The sequence below is a fragment of the Phytoactinopolyspora halotolerans genome (assembly GCF_010550675.1).
Taxonomy (GTDB): domain Bacteria; phylum Actinomycetota; class Actinomycetes; order Jiangellales; family Jiangellaceae; genus Phytoactinopolyspora; species Phytoactinopolyspora halotolerans.
The window spans coordinates 298,341-315,805 of record NZ_JAAGOA010000006.1 but is presented as its reverse complement, the minus strand read 5'-3'; the positions used below and the strand labels follow the sequence as shown (position 1 = coordinate 315,805).

General features: G+C 68.1%; 16 protein-coding genes. 7 read left to right on the top strand and 9 right to left on the bottom strand.

Features of this window, described 5'->3' with window-relative positions; translation table 11 throughout:
- Positions 1-60 precede the first annotated feature (60 nt).
- Genes G1H10_RS11365 through G1H10_RS11345 form a run of 5 tightly spaced genes read right to left on the bottom strand, consistent with a single transcriptional unit; the run spans position 61 to position 5,548 of the window.
- Positions 61-2,061, bottom strand: a complete 2,001-nt coding sequence (locus G1H10_RS11365) for an ABC transporter ATP-binding protein (RefSeq protein ID WP_163736989.1) — start codon at positions 2,059-2,061, stop codon at positions 61-63.
- A complete protein-coding gene (locus tag G1H10_RS11360) occupies positions 2,058-3,791 on the bottom strand; it encodes an ABC transporter ATP-binding protein (protein ID WP_163736986.1) in 1,734 nt (577 codons plus the stop codon). Before G1H10_RS11360 ends, G1H10_RS11365 begins: the two co-directional genes overlap by 4 nt.
- 53 nt (positions 3,792-3,844) lie before the next feature.
- Positions 3,845-4,576 (bottom strand): TetR/AcrR family transcriptional regulator, encoded by a 732-nt coding sequence (locus tag G1H10_RS11355; RefSeq protein WP_163736983.1) that lies wholly within the window; start codon positions 4,574-4,576, stop codon positions 3,845-3,847.
- 60 nt (positions 4,577-4,636) lie between these two features.
- Positions 4,637-4,843 (bottom strand): hypothetical protein, encoded by a 207-nt coding sequence (locus G1H10_RS11350; RefSeq protein WP_163737197.1) that lies wholly within the window; start codon positions 4,841-4,843, stop codon positions 4,637-4,639.
- Positions 4,844-4,897: 54 nt separating this feature from the next.
- On the bottom strand, positions 4,898-5,548 hold the full coding sequence (locus G1H10_RS11345) for an HNH endonuclease family protein (RefSeq protein ID WP_216853155.1): 651 nt from the start codon (positions 5,546-5,548) through the stop codon (positions 4,898-4,900).
- Positions 5,549-5,872: 324 nt separating this feature from the next.
- Between G1H10_RS11345 and G1H10_RS11340 the strand changes: the two genes are divergently transcribed.
- A complete protein-coding gene (locus tag G1H10_RS11340; protein WP_163736978.1) occupies positions 5,873-7,921 on the top strand; it encodes an anthranilate synthase family protein in 2,049 nt (682 codons plus the stop codon).
- A gap of 132 nt (positions 7,922-8,053) precedes the next feature.
- Here G1H10_RS11340 and G1H10_RS11335 read toward each other — a convergent pair whose 3' ends face one another.
- On the bottom strand, positions 8,054-8,686 hold the full coding sequence (locus tag G1H10_RS11335; protein WP_163736975.1) for an alpha-ketoglutarate-dependent dioxygenase AlkB: 633 nt from the start codon (positions 8,684-8,686) through the stop codon (positions 8,054-8,056).
- 213 nt (positions 8,687-8,899) lie between these two features.
- Between G1H10_RS11335 and G1H10_RS11330 the strand changes: the two genes are divergently transcribed.
- From G1H10_RS11330 to G1H10_RS11310, 5 genes are all read left to right on the top strand, one after another.
- Entirely contained in the window at positions 8,900-9,508 is a 609-nt protein-coding gene (locus G1H10_RS11330; protein WP_163736972.1) for a dihydrofolate reductase family protein, read from the top strand.
- A 134-nt stretch (positions 9,509-9,642) separates the two neighbouring features.
- The gene (locus tag G1H10_RS11325) at positions 9,643-9,993 is read left to right on the top strand and encodes a YciI family protein (RefSeq protein ID WP_163736969.1); all 351 of its coding nucleotides are present in this window, start codon (positions 9,643-9,645) and stop codon (positions 9,991-9,993) included.
- Complete coding sequence (locus G1H10_RS11320) at positions 9,990-11,258, top strand: RNA polymerase sigma factor (protein ID WP_163736967.1); 1,269 nt, start codon at positions 9,990-9,992, stop codon at positions 11,256-11,258. The genes G1H10_RS11325 and G1H10_RS11320 overlap by 4 nt, the downstream gene beginning before the upstream one ends.
- Positions 11,259-11,287: 29 nt before the next feature.
- The gene (locus tag G1H10_RS11315; RefSeq protein ID WP_163736964.1) at positions 11,288-11,725 is read left to right on the top strand and encodes a TIGR03667 family PPOX class F420-dependent oxidoreductase; all 438 of its coding nucleotides are present in this window, start codon (positions 11,288-11,290) and stop codon (positions 11,723-11,725) included.
- A gap of 142 nt (positions 11,726-11,867) precedes the next feature.
- Positions 11,868-13,469 carry an IS1182 family transposase gene (locus G1H10_RS11310; RefSeq protein ID WP_163736961.1) on the top strand — a complete coding sequence of 534 codons (1,602 nt, stop codon included), beginning with the start codon at positions 11,868-11,870 and terminating at the stop codon, positions 13,467-13,469.
- Positions 13,470-13,665: 196 nt separating this feature from the next.
- Here the strand turns inward: G1H10_RS11310 and G1H10_RS11305 are convergent, their stop codons facing one another.
- The gene (locus G1H10_RS11305; protein ID WP_216853154.1) at positions 13,666-14,781 is read right to left on the bottom strand and encodes an alpha/beta hydrolase family protein; all 1,116 of its coding nucleotides are present in this window, start codon (positions 14,779-14,781) and stop codon (positions 13,666-13,668) included.
- A 71-nt stretch (positions 14,782-14,852) separates the two neighbouring features.
- Here G1H10_RS11305 and G1H10_RS11300 point away from each other — a divergent pair, with 71 nt between their 5' ends.
- Positions 14,853-15,314, top strand: a complete 462-nt coding sequence (locus G1H10_RS11300) for a nitroreductase/quinone reductase family protein (RefSeq protein WP_163736959.1) — start codon at positions 14,853-14,855, stop codon at positions 15,312-15,314.
- Between the two features lie 15 nt (positions 15,315-15,329).
- On the opposite strand, the gene G1H10_RS11295 is transcribed toward G1H10_RS11300, so the two are convergent.
- Together G1H10_RS11295 and G1H10_RS11290 are read right to left on the bottom strand one after the other, a co-directional pair.
- Complete coding sequence (locus G1H10_RS11295; protein WP_163736956.1) at positions 15,330-15,875, bottom strand: DUF1707 domain-containing protein; 546 nt, start codon at positions 15,873-15,875, stop codon at positions 15,330-15,332.
- A gap of 186 nt (positions 15,876-16,061) precedes the next feature.
- A complete protein-coding gene (locus tag G1H10_RS11290) occupies positions 16,062-17,261 on the bottom strand; it encodes a homogentisate 1,2-dioxygenase (RefSeq protein WP_163736953.1) in 1,200 nt (399 codons plus the stop codon).
- Between the last annotated feature and the right edge of the window lie 204 nt (positions 17,262-17,465).

Sequence of the window (17,465 nt, the reverse complement as noted above, 5' to 3'; positions counted from 1 at the left end):
TCCGCTCCCGTGATCATCAACCCCTTGAGCCGGTCTTGGTGCGGCCGGCGGGGTTGATGATCACGGAGCTTCGACTGCTGGTGCGGTGAATTGGCTGGTGTACAGGCGGTGGTAAGCGCCGTGGGCGGCGAGTAGCTCGGTGTGTGAGCCCTGCTCGACGATGCGGCCGTGTTCCATCACCACGATCACGTCGGCATCGCGGATGGTGGACAACCGGTGCGCGATCACGAAACTGGTCCGGCTCGCCCGCAGATCGGCCATGGCCTGCTGCACCAACACCTCGGTCCGGGTGTCCACCGAACTGGTCGCCTCGTCCAGGATCAAGATCTCCCGCCCGGCCAGAAACGCCCGCGCGATCGTGATCAGCTGCTTCTCCCCCGCACTGAGGTTGTCCCCCTCCTCATCGATCACCGTGTCGTACCCATCCGGCAACGAATGCACGAACCGATCCACATACGCCGCCCGCGCCGCCGCCAGTACCTGCTCCTGCGAAGCGTCCGGATCGCCGTAGGCGATGTTCTCCGCGATCGTGCCACCGAAGAGCCACGAATCCTGCAACACCATCGCGATCCGCGCCCGCAACTGCGCCCGCGACACCTCGGTGATGTCCACCCCGTCCAGCAGGATCCGCCCGGCCCGCAACTCATAGAACCGCATGATCAGATTCACCAGCGTGGTCTTACCCGCCCCCGTCGGACCCACGATCGCCACCGTCGTGCCCGGCTCGGCCACCAACGACAGACCCTCGATCAACGGCTCATCCGGGTCGTAGCTGAACCACACATCCTCGAACTCCACCCGCCCTCGCGCATCGGCCACCCGCACCGGCCGCGCAGCATCGGGCTCCTGCTCCTGCGCGTCCAGAAACTCGAAGACCCGCTCGGCCGAGGCCACCCCGGACTGCAACAGATTCACCATCGCCGCCAGCTGCGTCAACGGCTGAGTGAACTGCTGCGAGTACTGGATGAACGCCTGCACCTCACCCAGGCTCATCGACCCCGACGCCACCCGCAACCCGCCCACCACCGCGATCGCCACATAGTTCAGGCTGCCGATGAACATCATGATCGGACGGATCATCCCGGAGATGAACTGAGCCTTGAAACCGGCCTCGTACAGCTGCTCGTTCTTCTCCGCGAACGCCTGCTCCACCTCGTGCTGCCGGCCGAACACCTTCACCAGCGCGTGCCCCGTGTAGGCCTCCTCCACCTGCGCGTTCAATCCACCCGTATGCGACCACTGGGCGACGAACTGCTTCTGCGACCGTTTCGCGATCAGCGCCGTCACCACGACCGACAGCGGGACCGTCACCAGCGCGATGATGGCCAGCACCGGCGAGATGATCACCATCATCACCAGCACCCCCAGGACCGACAGCACCGATGACAGCAGCTGGCTCATCGTCTGCGTCATGCTCTGCGAGATGTTGTCGATGTCATTGGTGACCCGGCTGAGCACATCGCCGCGCGGGCTGGTGTCGAAATGCCGCAACGGCAGCCGGTTCAGCTTGGTTTCCACGTCCTCGCGCAGCCGGTACATGGTGCGCTGCACGACCTCGTTCAGCAGGTACGCCTGCAACCAGGCGAACAGCGACGCGCCCAGGTACAGCGCCAGCACGCCGAGCAGGACCCACCGCAGTGCATCGAAGTCGATCCCCTGCCCCGGTATGACATCCATGCCGCCGAGCATGTCGGCGAACGTGTCGTCGCCACGCGCCCGCGCCTGCTCGATGGCCTCCTGCTTCGATACCCCCTCCGGCAGACGGTGGCCGATCGCGCCGGAGAAGATCAGGTCGGTGGCGTGCCCGAGGATGCGTGGCCCGCTCACGTTCAGCGCCACGCTCACCACACCAAGCACCAGCACCAGGAGCACGCCGCGCCGCTCCGGACGCAGCCTGCCGAGAAGGCGCCTCGCCGACGGTCCGAAGTTCATCGGTTTCTGCGGCGGGGCTCCCATGCCGCCGAACCCGCCCGGCCCACCGCCGCCGGGACCTCGGCCGGCTACCGGTCCACGTGCCGACCCGCCCGAGGTACCGGCCGCGTCCGTCCTCGTCGTGCTCATGCCGCCTCCCCAGCCGTGAGCTGGGACTCGACGATCTCGGCGTAGGTCGGGCACCCGGCCAGCAACTCCTCATGCGTACCCAGCCCCATCACCGCCCCGTCATCCAGCACCAGAATCTGATCCGCACCCACCACCGTGGACACCCGCTGCGCCACGATCACCACCACCGCGCCCGCCGTGTACTCCGCCAACCCCGCCCGCAACCGCGCATCCGTCGCCACATCCAACGCCGAGAACGAATCATCGAACAGATACACATCCGCCCGACGCACCAACGCCCGCGCGATCGCCAACCGCTGCCGCTGCCCACCCGAGACATTCGTCCCACCCTGCGCAATCGGCGCATCCAGCCCCTCCGGCATCGCCGCCACGAACCCCCGCGCCTGCGCCACCTCCAACGCCTGCCACAACTGCTCATCCGTGGCATCCGGCCGCCCATAACGCAGATTGCTCGCCACCGTCCCGGAGAACAGATACGCCTTCTGCGGCACCAACCCGATCCGCTCGCGCAACACCACCGGATCCACATCCCGCACATCCACACCACCCAGGCGCACCGACCCCGAGGTCGCATCGATCAACCGCGGAATCAGGCTGACCAGCGTGGTCTTACCCGCCCCCGTACCACCCACCACCGCAATCGTCTGCCCCGGCTCCGCCCGCAGACTCACCCCACGCAACACCGGCTCCTCCGCCCCGGGAAACGCGAAGCTCGCCCCATCCAGCTCCAGAACCACCCGCTCGGGCAGCTCCATGACCGGCCGCGCGGACGTCACCACCGACGACGCGGTGTCCAGCACCTCGGAGATCCGCTCCGCCGACACCGCGGCACGCGGCAGCATGATCACCATGAACATAGCCATCATCGCCGACATGAGGATGTACATCAGGTACTGCAGGAACGCCGTCAACGCCCCCACCTGCATCTCTCCGCCGTCGACCCGAAGGCTGCCGAACCACAGCACGGCGACGCTGGACGCGTTCAGTACCAGCATCACGAACGGGAACATCAACGCCATCAGCCGACCGGCCCGCAGGGCGGTGTCGGTCAACGCGGCGTTGGCCGTCGCGAACCGCTCTGTCTCGTGCGGCTCGCGGACGAACGCGCGCACCACCCGGATCCCGGTGATCTGCTCCCGGAGTACCCGATTGACAGTGTCGATCCGTTCCTGCATCGCCCGGAACTGCGGCACCATCCGGCGCGCGATCAGCAGCACGCCCGTGATGAGCACGGGCACGCTCACCAGCATCAGCCAGGAGAGTTCGACGTCCTGCTGCAGCGCCATGATGACGCCGCCGGTCGCCATGATCGGCGCCATCACCATCATGGTGGAGGTCATCATCACCAGCATCTGCACCTGCTGGACGTCATTGGTGGTACGGGTGATCAGCGACGGCGCGCCGAACTGCCCGAGCTCCCGGGCGGAGAACTCGCCGACACGGTGGAAGACGCCGGCGCGCACGTCCCGGCCGAACGCCATCGCCGCGCGGGCGCCGTAGTACACCGCCGCGATGATGCTCGCCACCTGCACCACCGTGACCGTCAGCATCCACCCGCCGGTGGACAGGATGTAGTCGGTGTCGCCCTGGGCGATGCCGTGGTCGATGATGTCGGCGTTCAGGCTGGGCAGATACAGCGCGGCCAGCGTACCGAGCAGCTGCAGCGCCACCACGCCTGCCAGCCAGGACCGGTACGGACGCAGATAGGTCCGCAGCAGCCGGATCAGCATGAGAGTTCTCCTGTGACGGTGATCAGGGTGGACATCAACACGGCATCGCGCCGCTACGACGGCTCGTCGCCGCCGGATTCGCGGCCGGATTCGCGGCTACGTTCGTGGCCCGCACGTTCATGGCCGTCCGATGGCGCGGCGTCGTGGTCGCGGATGCCGTCGAGCAGAAGGTCGACGATCTCCGTCGGCGTCAGTAGCGGGCCGTCGACGAGTCTCGGGTTGGATCCGCCGAAGGCGACCATCCGCAACAGACCGGCGGCCCGGGCGGGATCGACCCGGAGCTGGTCACGGTCGGGCTCGAACAGCTTGACCAGCAATTCGTGCAGCTGCTCGTGCTGCTTCTGCAGGTCACGGCTTTGGACCGGAAAGTTGCCAGGACCGACCGTCGACGCGAGTTCGATCATCTGAGCCATTCGCTGCTGAAGCAGCTCCGCCGCCCAGCGCAGCCGCTCGGCCAGCGGCGAGGTGAGGTCGATGACCAGCAGGCGCTGCGCCATGTCCCCAGGGTCCAGCGCCGCCTGAACGGCCCGCTTGAGCAGGTCCTCCTTGGTCTCGAAGACACGAAAGATGGTGCCTTCGGCGATGTCCGCGGCCTCGGCTATCTGCCGGGTGCTGACGTCGAACCCGGACGTGCGGACAAGCGGGACGGTCGCGGCGATGATCGCGGCCCGGCGCTCCTCCGGAGACATCCGCGCAGCTCGTGTACGCTTTCCCGTCTTCTCGTCCGCGGCCGCATGGTCCTGCGCGGCCGCGCCGTGCTCTCTGTCGTGCGAATCGTGCGCCACACACCGATTCTAAATGAGTGAGAACTCACTCACAAACTCCCACGACGCGAGGCGTGTCGGCTACGCCCTCGGACGCTCCAGCACGTTGACCAAGAGACGGTGGATGACCTCGTGATCGCGCACGTCATGCACGCGGTAATCGTGCCCCTGGATCGTGTACCACTCGTCGGCCCCGGCGTACCGGATCGCCAGCGTCAACACACCGTCATCCGCGCAGGACGTACGGAGTTCCAGCTCCCCGCTGATCACGCCCACCTCGTTGGTCATCACGCCGTCGGGCGAGGCGTCGAAGGTGGAACGCAGATCAGACACGAGGCGGCCCTAACAGGTGTTGATCATCCGCTGGAGCTCGCTCTTCTCCGCGGACTGGACGGTCAGCTTCCATTGGTACTTGGTCCGGATCCACATCTTGGCGTACGTGCAGTGGTACGCGGAACGCGGCTTCCACGCCGTCGGGTCGCGATCTCCCTTGGCGCGGTTGGAGGCCGCGGAGACGGCCCGGAGCTGCGGCCAGTACAGGTCGTTGGCGAACTCGCGGCGCTTGCTCGTGGACCAGCTGTTCGCACCGGAGCGCCAGGCCTCGGCCAGCGGTACCACGTGGTCGATGTCGACGTCGGACGGCGAGTGGAGCGTGACCCCGTCGTACGGGCTGTACCAGCGGCCGGACGTGGGATAGCAGTCGCCGTTGACCGACACGTCGATGCCGTCTCGCTTGAGCACCTGTTCCCGGGCGTTGCAGGTCCCGGAGACGGTGTCCCAGTGCGGGAACTTGTCGCGGGAGTACCCGCTCATGGATCGCTCCGCGGCGACGGTCAGCGCGTTGAGCTCGGCCTGGGCGGTGGTCTTGGTCGGGATCCGAGGGGCGGTGGCCGTGGCCGACGGGTCCACCACCAGGGCGAGAACGGCGACGACCAGCGCGGCGGCGACGAGGGCGAGACAGAGACGGACACGGGCAGTCAGCGAACCGGACACGTGGACCTCCCGAGGTTGGATATGACCAACGTGCTCACCGGAAATGACACCAGCATGCCAGCCGCGTGTCACGCACGCGACCGCACGGCCAACAGCTCGTTTCACCGCCCTCGCACAAGGCCTGACCGTGGTGATCGTGACAAGGAGCGCACGGGACGCTACAGTGCTCGCTATGTACGCACACATGCTCGGTTCCTGGTGGCGCGCCGGTTAGGCGGCGCCCACCCGACGCGTACATCCGACGTTGCGACCGCCTCGTTCAAGGCGGTCGTCGTCGTTTCGGCTCCCTCGGGCGAGGTCTGAAGACCCGAAGGGAAGCCAACCATGACCGATCCGCTCACCGCTGTCGTGGAGAGCGACACACCTGAGCCGTTCGCGCTGCTGCGCCGCGCCGACGGCACAGGAATCGACCTGCTCCTCGGCGAGACGATCGACGTCGACCGCCTCGGCGACGTGCCGATCCCTCCGCCGCGCACCTCTGCCCACCACAGCACCGACGATCGCCCCGGTCACCGCACGGATGACCCGCCCGCCACCGCGCCCACCTCCCTCGCGGTTCCACGGGTACTGGCGCTCGTGCCGTACCGGCAGGTCACCGAACGAGGCTTCGCCTGTCACGACGACGGGACGCCGCTGCGCTGCCTGATGGTCCGCGAGCATGCCGTCCTCACACCGGACGACGTGCTCGCCGCCATCCCGGACACACCGGTCGAGGTCACCGGGCACGGATTCGACATCGACGACGACGCGTACGGCGAGATCGTCGGGGCGGTGATCCGCGACGAGATCGGCCGCGGCGAAGGGGCGAACTTCGTCATCCGGCGGGATTATCGGGCCCGACTCCACGGCTCGGTGCCGCATGCCGCGCTGCGGCTGTTCCGCCGGCTCCTGCTCGGCGAACCCAACGCATACTGGACCTTCGTCGTGCATGCGGGAGACGTGACCATGGTCGGCGCGACGCCCGAACGGCACGTCAGCGTCGCCGACGGCACCGTCGTCATGAACCCGATCAGCGGCACCTACCGACCGCCCCGGGAAGGTGCCAGCGGCGCCGGGCTGCTCCGCTTCCTCGCCGACGCGAAGGAGACCGAGGAGCTGTTCATGGCGGTCGACGAGGAACTGAAGATGATGAGCCGGGTGTGCCATGAGGGCGGCCAGGTGGTCGGTCCGTTCCTGAAGGAGATGGGCCATCTGGTGCACACCGAGTACCTTCTGCAGGGCAGATCCCGGATGGACGTGCGGGACGTACTCCGCGAGACGATGTTCGCGCCGACGGTCACCGGCTCGCCGGTGGAGAACGCGGCGCGGATCATCACCAGGTACGAGCAGAACGGACGCGGCTACTACGCCGGTGTCGCCGCCCTGATCGGGCACGACGCCGGTGGACGACAGGTGCTCGACGCACCCATCCTGATCCGCACCGCCTACATCGACCCCGACGGCACGGTCCGCGTGCCGGTGGGTGCCACGCTGGTGCGGCATTCGATCTCCGGACACGAGGTGCACGAGACGCACGTCAAGGCCGCCGGCGTACTCACCGCGCTGGGCCTGCACGCGAAGCCGGTCGAGCCGGCGACCGACGACGGGCGGGCGGCGGCTCCGTTGCTCGAGTATCCGGGCGTCGGCGAGGCGTTGACGCTGCGCAACGCCACGCTGGCGCCGTTCTGGCTACATGATCACAGCGACGGCGGCTCAGCCACGCTCCACGGATCGGCCTCGTTCGACGAGCCACAGCCGCCGGACGGACGGCCGCCGCTCGACGGACGATCGGCCGTCGTGATCGACGTCGAGGACGGCTGGACGGCGATGTTCGCACACCTGCTCCGTCGCCTGGGCATGGTCGCGGAGGTGCGGCGCTGGAGCGAGGTCGGCGACACGGTCCGCCATGACCTCATGGTGGCCGGACCCGGCCCGGGCGATCCGCGGGACACCAGTGATCCGCGGATCAGGCGGATGCGGTACCTGGTGACACGAAGGCTGGCCGACCAGCGGCCGCTGCTGGCGGTCTGCCTCAGTCATCAGATGCTCGCCGACATTCTCGGGTTTCCCGTGGTCCCGCTGGCCCAGCCGTACCAGGGCACCCAGCGGGAGATCGATCTGTTCGGACGCCGGACGCGCGTCGGCTTCTACAACACGTACACCGCCCGTACGATGCTTGACTCCCGTGCACCGGTCGACGTCCCGACATCCGCCGACGTCCCGGCAGGATTACGGATCGCCGCCGATGCCGACACCGGTGACGTGCACGCATTGAGGGGCGACGGCTTCGCCTCGGTCCAGTTCCACCTGGAGTCGATCCTGTCCACAGACGGCATCGATCTCCTGCACGATCTGGTCAGCGATGTGCTGGCGCCGGTGCGCGCTCAGCACTGAACGCTCTGGTCAGTCCTGCGGGTGCGCCTCGGCCATGAGGCCGCATCCGCAGGGCGGGCACGACCCGTGGGACATGGCGGGGCGGGACTGCCCGTGCGACATGGCGGGGTGGCGCGGCCGCGTGGACGCCTCTCAGGCCACGCCGCGCGGCCGGAACTGGATACTGATCCGCGGTCCCACCGGCCGTGCCGTCTTCGGTACGGCGTGCTCCCAGGTCCGCTGGCACGACCCACCCATCACCAGCAGATCTCCGTGTCCGAGGTGGAAACGCAGCGACTCGCCGCCGCTGCGCGGGCGCAGTAGCAGCGACCTGGGCTCGCCGACGGACAGGATCGCCACCATCGTGTCCTCCGTTTTGCTGCGGCCGATGGTGTCGCCGTGCCAGGCGACGCTGTCCCGCCCGTCGCGATAGAAACACAAACCTGCGGTCAGGAACGGCTCGCCCAGCTCATCCCGGTAGTGGGCGCTCAGGGCCGCCTTCGCCTGCTCGAGTACGGGATCCGGCAACCGGTCCTCCTCGCCGTACCAGCAGACCAGGCGCGGCACGTCGACGACACGCTCGTACATCTGCCGCCGCTCGGCACGCCATGGCACCACGTCCACCAGGCGGGTGAACAGCTCGTCCGCCCCGCCGAGCCAACCGGGCCGGACATCGATCCATGCACCGGCCGTCAGCTCGGTTCGCCGCACCGTCGCTCCCAGCTCGCCCAGTTCCGGCGCGGACACGGAGCTGTCGAACAGGGACCCCTGCATCGCGATCGACATGCCTCAACAATACCGCACAATCGAACGTAGGTTCGCCTGGCGATCGTCGCCCGAGGCAGCGACGGCCTGGCCGGGGGTCCGGCTCACCGTGGTGCCGAATCCGAGAAGGTCCGGGAGGCGGTGTCGGATCGGGACAGCCTTGTTCGTAGCAGAGGTGAAGGCCGCCCACCGGAGGTGGCTCAATGGGCACAACCCAGAAAGAAGGGCACAGTCATGAAACTGACGACCATCACGAACCTCTCCGTCGACGGTGTGATGCAAGGACTCGGCGGGCCCGGCGAGGACCGCCGGGGCGGATTCGAGCGGGGCGGATGGGCCCTGCCTCTGTTCCACGACGAAATCGAGACGTTTCTCGGCGAGATCTACCGCCGCGCGGACGCGTTCCTGTTCGGCCGGCGGACCTACGAGATCTTCGCCGGCTCCTGGGGAACATGGGCCGATCCGGGCGACAGTCCCATCTGGACCGCGTTGAACACCCGACCGAAGTACGTGGCGTCGAACACGCTCACCGAACCACGCTGGGCGGACACGACCGTCCTCTCCGGTGACGTCGCGACCGCCGTCGGCGAGCTGAAAGCCAAGCCGGAAGGGGAACTGCAGGTGCACGGCAGCGGCGACGTGGTCCGCCGGCTCCTGGATCACCAGCTGGTCGACGAGATCGTCCTGATCACCTATCCCGTCATCGTCGGCCAGGGCACGCGGCTGTTCCCCGACTCCGGCCCGGACGCGGCGCTTGACCTGGCCGAATCGCGCGCCTTCCCGAACGGGATCACGGCCCAGGTCTACCGGCCGGCCGGGCGCCCGCAGTATGCGACCGGCTGACGACGCGCCGCATCGACGACGCACGTCCTTGAAAAAGTCCGGAGCGCGGTGTCGGATCGGGGCAGCGACGTTCGTGGCAGAGGTGAACGGTCGCCCAGCCGGGGCGTCCGGCGTACCACAGGAGATGATCCACCATGCAGTACCTGGTTTCCGTGATCGAACAGTTCCTTCCGGGCGGCGTCAGGGAGGACGAGACCGGCTCCGCCACCGCGGACGAGATGGCGGCGATCAACGCGTTCAACGACGGGCTCCAGTCGGAAGGCCACTGGGTCTTCGCCGGTGGCCTCGCGGCACCCGACACGGCCACCGTCATCGACAACCGGAGCGGGGAAGCGTTGTTCACCGACGGGCCGTTCGTGGAGTCCAAAGAGCACCTCGGCGGCTTCTGGATCATCGAAGCCGCGGACCTCGACGTCGCGCTCAAGCTTGCCGCCGAGGCATCGAAGGCCTGCAACCGGAAGGTGGAGGTGCGTCCGTTCCTGTGAACCTCGCCGACGTCCAGGAAGCGATCACGCGGGCTCACCAGCAGGAGTGGGCCCGCGTGGTCGCCGCGCTGACCCGCCGTTTCGGTGACCTCGACGTTGCCGAGGAGGCGGCGGCCGAGGCGTTCGCGACCGCCGTCGAGCGGTGGCCCGCCGACGGCATACCTCCCAACCCCGGGGCCTGGCTGACCACCACGGCCAACCGCAAGGCGATCGACCGGATACGGCGCGAGAGCAAGCGCGACGACAAACACAAGGAGGCTCAGATGTTGTACGACAACCCGGCTGTGCCGTCTGTGCCTCTCGGCGCCATCGACGACGACCGGCTCCGGCTGATCTTCACCTGCTGCCACCCGGCGTTGGCGATGGAATCCCGCGTCGCGCTGACGCTACGCATGATCGGCGGTCTGACCGTGGCAGAGATCGCGCGCGCCTTCCTGGTGCAGGAGAGCGCCATGGGGCAGCGGATCACCCGTGCGAAAGCCAAGATCAAGGCGGCGCGCATTCCGTACCGGGTGCCGTCCGCCGACGATCTTTCACCTCGCCTCTCCGGTGTCCTCGCCGTGCTGTACCTCGTCTTCAACGAGGGCTACCTGGCCACCGGGCCCGGAACCGATCCCGTCCGGTCCGACCTCACCGCCGAGGCGATCCGGCTCACCCGCCTGATCCGTGCGCTGATGCCCGAGGACGGCGAGGTGGCCGGGCTACTGGCGCTGATGCTGCTGATCGAAGCCCGGCGCGACGCCCGGATCTCGGCGAGCGGCGAACTGGTCGCCATCGACGAGCAAGACCGTGGCGCTTGGGACGCGGCACTGATCGCCGAGGGTCATCGGCTGGTGCGCGAGCGCCTCGCCGCCGCCGCTGCCGGAGTGGCGCCGGGTCGCTACCAGATCCTCGCGGCCATCAACGCCGTGCACACGTCCGCCCGGGACGTACGCGACACCGACTGGGCACAGGTCGTCGCACTCTACGACCAGCTTGTCCGCATCGATGCCTCGCCGATCGTCGTCCTCAACCGGGCCATCGCGGTCGCCGAACTGGACGGTCCCGACGTGGCGCTGACGGCGGTCGACCGCCTCGAGGACACGCTGGCCGGATACCACGCTTACCATGCGACCCGCGCCGACCTGCTGCGCCGGCTCGGCCGCGGCCGGCAGGCGCGCGCCGCCTACGACCGGGCCATCGAGCTGTCCGGCAACACCGCCGAGATCGCCTACCTCACCCGTCGCCGCGACCAGCTCGCACAGACGCGTGCTCAGCCGGGATGACACGGCCACGACACAGTGTTTGCCGTGACATGACGACAGAAGACGTGTTGCCCAGCCCAGAGACCCCGTTCGGCGAGCGCGTGCGCACACGCCTGAAGGCAGAGCAGGTCATCTGGCTCACCACGGTCAGCAAGGACGGCACTCCGCAACCGAACCCGGTCTGGTTCCTCTGGACCGGTGACGACGAGATCATCGCGTACAGCGATCACAAGGCGCACCGGCTCGCGCACATCGAGGCGCACCCGCAGGTGTCGTTGCACTTCAACGGGACCAGCACCGGCGGCGACATCATCGTGATGACCGGGCGCGCGGAGCTTGCCGACGATCTTCCCGCTCCCGATGCGTCACCGCAGTACCTGGCGAAATACCGCGAGGACATGATCAGTGTCGTCGGCAGCGTGGAGCAGTTCGCCGCCACGTATTCGGCTCCGATCCGGATCCGGATCACGCGCGTGCGCGGCTTCTAGGTCACCACATCACGTCGCTGCGCGGCGCGCTCGCTGTATCGCGCGTATATCGCGCGGCCGGCACCGGCTCGCGCCCTAGGAGGCTGCTGAACAATCCGCGTGGCGGGTATGTCTTTCGGCGCTGGCCTGGAATCCTGTGGGTGTGCAGGGTGAATCGGATCGGCAGCGGGAGCTGCTGGATGTGGAGTCGGTGGCTGGGCACTTACTCGAGCCGGGCAGTGTGTTCGCGTTGCTCGCCGAGCACCGCGATCGGCTGTTCCCGGGCGTGTTGTTTGCTGATTTGTTCCCCTCGGGGCGGGGTCGGCCCTCGATCCCGGGCGAGGTGATCGCCTCGGTGATCGTGCTTCAGGCGCTGTACGGGCATTCGGACCGCGAAGCGGTCGACGCACTGACCTTCGACCTGCGGTGGAAGGCAGCGTGTGGGTTCGCGATCGATGCGAAGGGCTTCGATCCCTCGACGTTGACCTACTGGAGGCGCCGGCTGGCCGCTAGCGACCGGCCGCAGCGGATCTTCGAGGTGGTCCGCGAGGTCATCACCGAAACCGGTGCGGTGGCCGGTAAACAGCGCCGGGCGCTGGACTCCACCATCCTCGACGACGCGGTCGCCCGCCAGGACACCGTCACCCAGCTGATCGCCCAGATCCGCCGAGTGGGCCGGGAGGTGCCCGGCGCCGAGGACCTGATTGCGGTGTACTGCACCCGGCTGGCCGAGCGGAGCGGGCAGGACTACCACTCGCCCGGGAAGCCTCCGATCGCCTGGGACGACCCGGCCGCCCGCGACGAGCTGGTGTCCGCGCTGGTCGGCGACGCGCTGGCCTTGCTTGCTGCGCTGGACGACCAGATCGGGCTGGAGCAGATCTCCCAGGACGGCGGGAAGCCGGCCGACGCGGTCGCGTTGCTGGCGCTGGTCGCCGGCCAAGACGTGGAGCCGGCCGAGGACTCCGATGGCACCGACGGCCGCTGGCGCATCGCCCGTAAGACCGCGCCGGACCGGGTGATCTCGACCGTGGACCCGGACACCCGGCACGCGCACAAGACCCGGGAGCGGCGCCAGGACGGGTTCAAGGCCCACGTGGTGGTGGAGCCTGAGACCGGGCTGACTACCGTGTGCGCACTGACCAAGACCAACGGCACCGAGCACTCCGACGCGAACGTGGGCGCCGAGCTCGTCGTCGCCGATGCCACCATCACCGCGGATCAGCAGGTGGAAGTGCTCGGTGACTCTGCCTACGCCACCGGCGACATGCTCCACACTCTGCACGGCAAGAAGTGGACACCGCTGCTCAAGCCGTGGCCGCTGCGGCCCGCGGTCGAGGGCGGCTTCACCATCGATGACTTCGTCCATGACGCCGCTGCTCGAACCCTGACCTGTCCAGCAGGCGTGACCAGGAAGATCACCGCGAAGAACAACGCCGTGTTCGGCATCGCTTGCCGCGAATGCCCACTCGCCGAACACTGCACCTCATCGACTTCCGGCCGCACGGTCAAGATGCATGAGCACGACCAGCTCATGCGCGAGCACCGGCAACGGGCCGCTGACGACAGCTTCCAGACCGTATACCGGCGGCACCGGCCGATGGTCGAACGGTCCATCGCCTGGCTCACCAGAGGCGCTCGACGGGTGCCTTACCGCGGGATCGAGAAGAACAACAACTGGCTCCACCACCGTGTTGCAGCCCTCAACCTGCGGCGACTCCTCGCCATGGGCCTCACCATCCACCACGGAGCCTGGGCCCTAGCCTGAACCGGGGGCTGGGAACCCCATCTGCAACCATTGCCAGCCGCCCACAACAGGCCGAGAATGGCCACCGGCGGGCGGAACGACCCCGTTGTCGCACCCAGAGTGCTGACTCAAACTCGCCGCTCGACGGCCTTGGCGGCGTTCCGCCCGCCACCAACGCCATCGCCTGCGCCGCACTGACGCCTTGTTCAGCAGTCTCCTAGAGGTGGTCGTCGAAGAACGCCGCCGTCCGTTCGATCGACTCCTGCCACTGCGGCTCGAATGCGTGTTGCTCGCCGTCGTAGACCTCGAGGGTCACCTCGGCACCCGCCTCGTCGAGGGCATCACGGGTCTCGTACGCCCAGTCGATGGGGCAGGTGTCGTCGGCGGTGCCGTGGTGGATGAGGACCGGCTCGGTGACGCGGTCGAAGAATGTGCGCGGCGAGACGTTGCGCCAGAACTGCGGGTTGTCCTCCGGTGCCCCATAGGCGTCGATGATCTGCTCCGTCAGCTCCCCCCGCTCGGGCTCACCGCGGATCCACATATCGAAGTTGTCGACGGTGTCGGAGCTGACGGAGGCATAGATGACGGCCGCGTCCACCAGACCCGGCTCGACCACCAGCGCGTTCAGCACCACGCCGCCGCCCATCGACCGCCCCAGCAGGCCCACCCGATCGCCGTCGAGGTACGGCGACGACGACTCCCGGACGGCCAGCACCGCGTCGATGACGTCCGCGGTGTATCCGAGGCGCAGCCGCACCTCATTGTCCGGATCGTCGTCCGAACCGGCATGGTTGCGGTAGTCGGTGTGCAGCACGGCGTAGCCCTGCCGGGCCAGGTAGTCCTGCTCGCGCGCGAGCCCTCGCCCGGTCGTGTAGATCTCCGGGTCGATGTACCCGTGCGCCAGGATCAGCACCGGGAACGGCCCGTCGCCCGCCGGCACGTTCATGATGCCGGAGATGGTCAGCTCACCGCTGCGGTAACTGACCTCATACCGGGTGTACGCGTCCGTCTCCTCGATCACATCGCCGAGCTCCAGGCCACGTCCGTCGTATTCGCGCTCCATGAGCGCCGGGAGAGACACCGGGTGCGGTCGCTCCCGGGTCGGCGTCGAGGTGGCGGCAGGGGCGGACGTCTCCGGCACCGTGGTCGGCCCGGACGTCACCGGCGGTGCCGGCGTTCCGGATGGCGACGACGGTGCGTCTCGGTCGGCGCTCGCCGCGGAACCGCCCGTCGGTGCGGACGCCTCTGGGCGTGCGTCGTCGGCGCTGTCCGAACAGCCGGCCGCCAGCAGCACAACGGCGGCGATGACGAGGCGACAAAGGCGAGAAACCATCACATCTCCATCATCGCGCAGATCCGTCGAACACCCTGTTGGACCGGGCGGCAGCCTGGGATGCTGAGAGCATGGCCCGCACGTACCGCTCAAGCCGCAGCCGCCGGATTGCGAACTCCCTCATCAAGGCCGCGTTGACGGCCGGGCTGGCGCCACGATCGTACGTGCTGGTCACCACCACCGGCCGCCGCACCGGCCAGGCTCGCTCCACACCGGTCCGTCCGGTGACCCACCGGGAGAAGCGCTATCTGGTCGCTCCGTACGGTGCCGTGCCGTGGGTCGTCAACGCCCGTGCCGACGGCACCGCCACGCTCAGCCGCGGCCGCGATCGCCAGCACGTGGGGTTGGTCGAATGCGGGCCGGACGAAGCCGGCCCGGTGCTGAAGGAGTACATCCGGCTGGTGCCGATCACCCGGCCCTACTTCGACGCCGAGGTGGACGACCCGGTCGACCGGTTCATCGCGGAGTCCGAGCACCACCCGGTCTTCCGCATCGTCGACGCGCCGCGCGGCCAGTCCACAGCCGGTGAGTAGCGGCCAGGCCGGAGGCTAGGTCCAGTTGCGCAGGATGTTGCCGTACTGATCCCGGAACGAACGAGTGGCCAGGACGATGAGGTCGATCAGCGCCCAGATTCCGGCCACGACGCCGAAGCTCAGCAGGCAGGCGACGAGCATGCCGATCCCGGAACCGACCTTGCCGACGTAGAACCGGTGGGCACCGAAGACCCCAAGGAAGATGCAGAGCAGAAACGCCGGCAGGATCGTCCGGTCGCTGACGCCGGGACGCCACTGCACCGGCATGACCGGCATGACCGGCACCACGGGGACCGGCTGCGGCATCGCCGAAGGACGCGGTGGCATCGGCCGCATCGGCGGCGGCACGATGTCGACGATGATCTGGGCCAGATCGCCGTGGGTCTTGGCCGCGTAGACCGCCCCGAGTCGCTCGTCCAGCTCAGTCAGGTCCAGCCGGCCGTCCTCGCTGGCAGAGCGGACCATCGCCGCGACGGCCTCACGTTCAGAATCGCTGCATCGAAGCTGGGGAGGACGGGTCTGCGGGTGATATGGCGGCCCTACCGCACCGGCGGCACTCATATCATCATCGTAGTCGAGACGACCACCGGCGACGATGGGTTACATCCCGGATGTGCCGCCGCCATGCCCTCAGGGTTTCCCCCGCCCGTCGGCTCAGGGCCGGTGGCCCTGGCGGCGGTCGTCGCCGGGGTCGTGGTGGGGCAAGGGCGGTCTCGCGGTGGCGGTGGTCGGCGGCGTGTCCGTCCCTCACGAGCGCTGGTTCCAGCTCCAGGCGTACACACCGTCGTCGCAGGCCTGACCGCCTTCGCCGAGCTCGAGCGGACGGAAGGTGTCCACCATGACGGCGAGCTCGTCCGAACGCTCCATACCGATGCTGCCCTCGTACGCGCCGGGCTGCGGACCGTGTGCCCACCCGCCCGGATGCAACGAGATCGACCCCTGTCCGATCCCCGAGCCCTTGCGCGCCTCGTAGTTGCCGCCGCAGTAGAACATGACCTCGTCCGAGTCCACGTTGGAGTGGTAGTACGGCACCGGAATGGACAACGGGTGGTAGTCGACCTTGCGCGGCACGAAGTCGCAGACCACGAAGTTGTAGCCCTCGAAGACCTGATGCACAGGCGGCGGCTGATGCACCCGCCCGGTGATCGGCTCGAAGTCGGAGATGTTGAACGTGTACGGGTACAGGCAGCCGTCCCAGCCGACGACATCGAACGGGTGGGCGGGATAGACGAACCGGGTCCCGGCGATTCCCCGAGGTCCGCGATGCTTGACGAACACCTCCACGTCCTCGCCGTCGGCCAGCAGCGGCTCAGCCGGACCGTGCAGGTCGCGCTCGCAGTACGGCGAATGCTCCAGCAGCTGTCCGAACCGGGACAGGTACCGTTTGGGCGGCGTGATGTGCGAGTTCGCCTCGATCACGTACGCGCGCACCGGCTCGTCTCCGCCGGGCAGCCAGCGATGGGTCGTCGCCCGTGGCAACAGCACGTGATCACCCTGCCGGAACGGCAGCGCACCGAAGACGGTCTCCACCGTCCCGGAGCCGGACTCGATGTAGACGCATTCATCGCCGATCGCGTTCCGATACAGCGGCGATGACTCGCCCGCCACCACATAGGAGATCCGCACGTCGGCGTTGCCCAGGACCAGCCGCCGACCGGTCACCACATCCACCGACTTCCACGCCATCTCCGACGTGTCCGCGAACAGCTCGTGCAGCTTCAGATGCCGCGGCGTCAACGGGTGGTTCGGCACCGTCGACAGATCCGGCAGCTCCCACGGCTGGGCGTCGGCGATCGCCGACGGGATATGGCGGTGGTACAGCAAGGACGAATCGCTGGAGAAGCCCTCCTCACCCATCAACTCCTCGTAATACAACCCACCATCCGGGCGGCGATGCTGCGTGTGACGCTTCGGGGGGACCTCGCCCACCTGCCGGTAATACGCCATCCTCGGCCTCCTCACGGCGACGTTGCAGTGAGCACTGATGCCACCCATACTGCCATCCCGACCGAACGACCGGTCAGTGTGTGGTGGGACTCGCCTCGATGAGGTCCCGCCGCCGGGACGGCTAAGTCCGAGAACGCGCAACGTCGTGGGGGGACAGCCACCCAGGAGGCCCAGAAGGAAAAACACAACCGAATGGAGGACCCC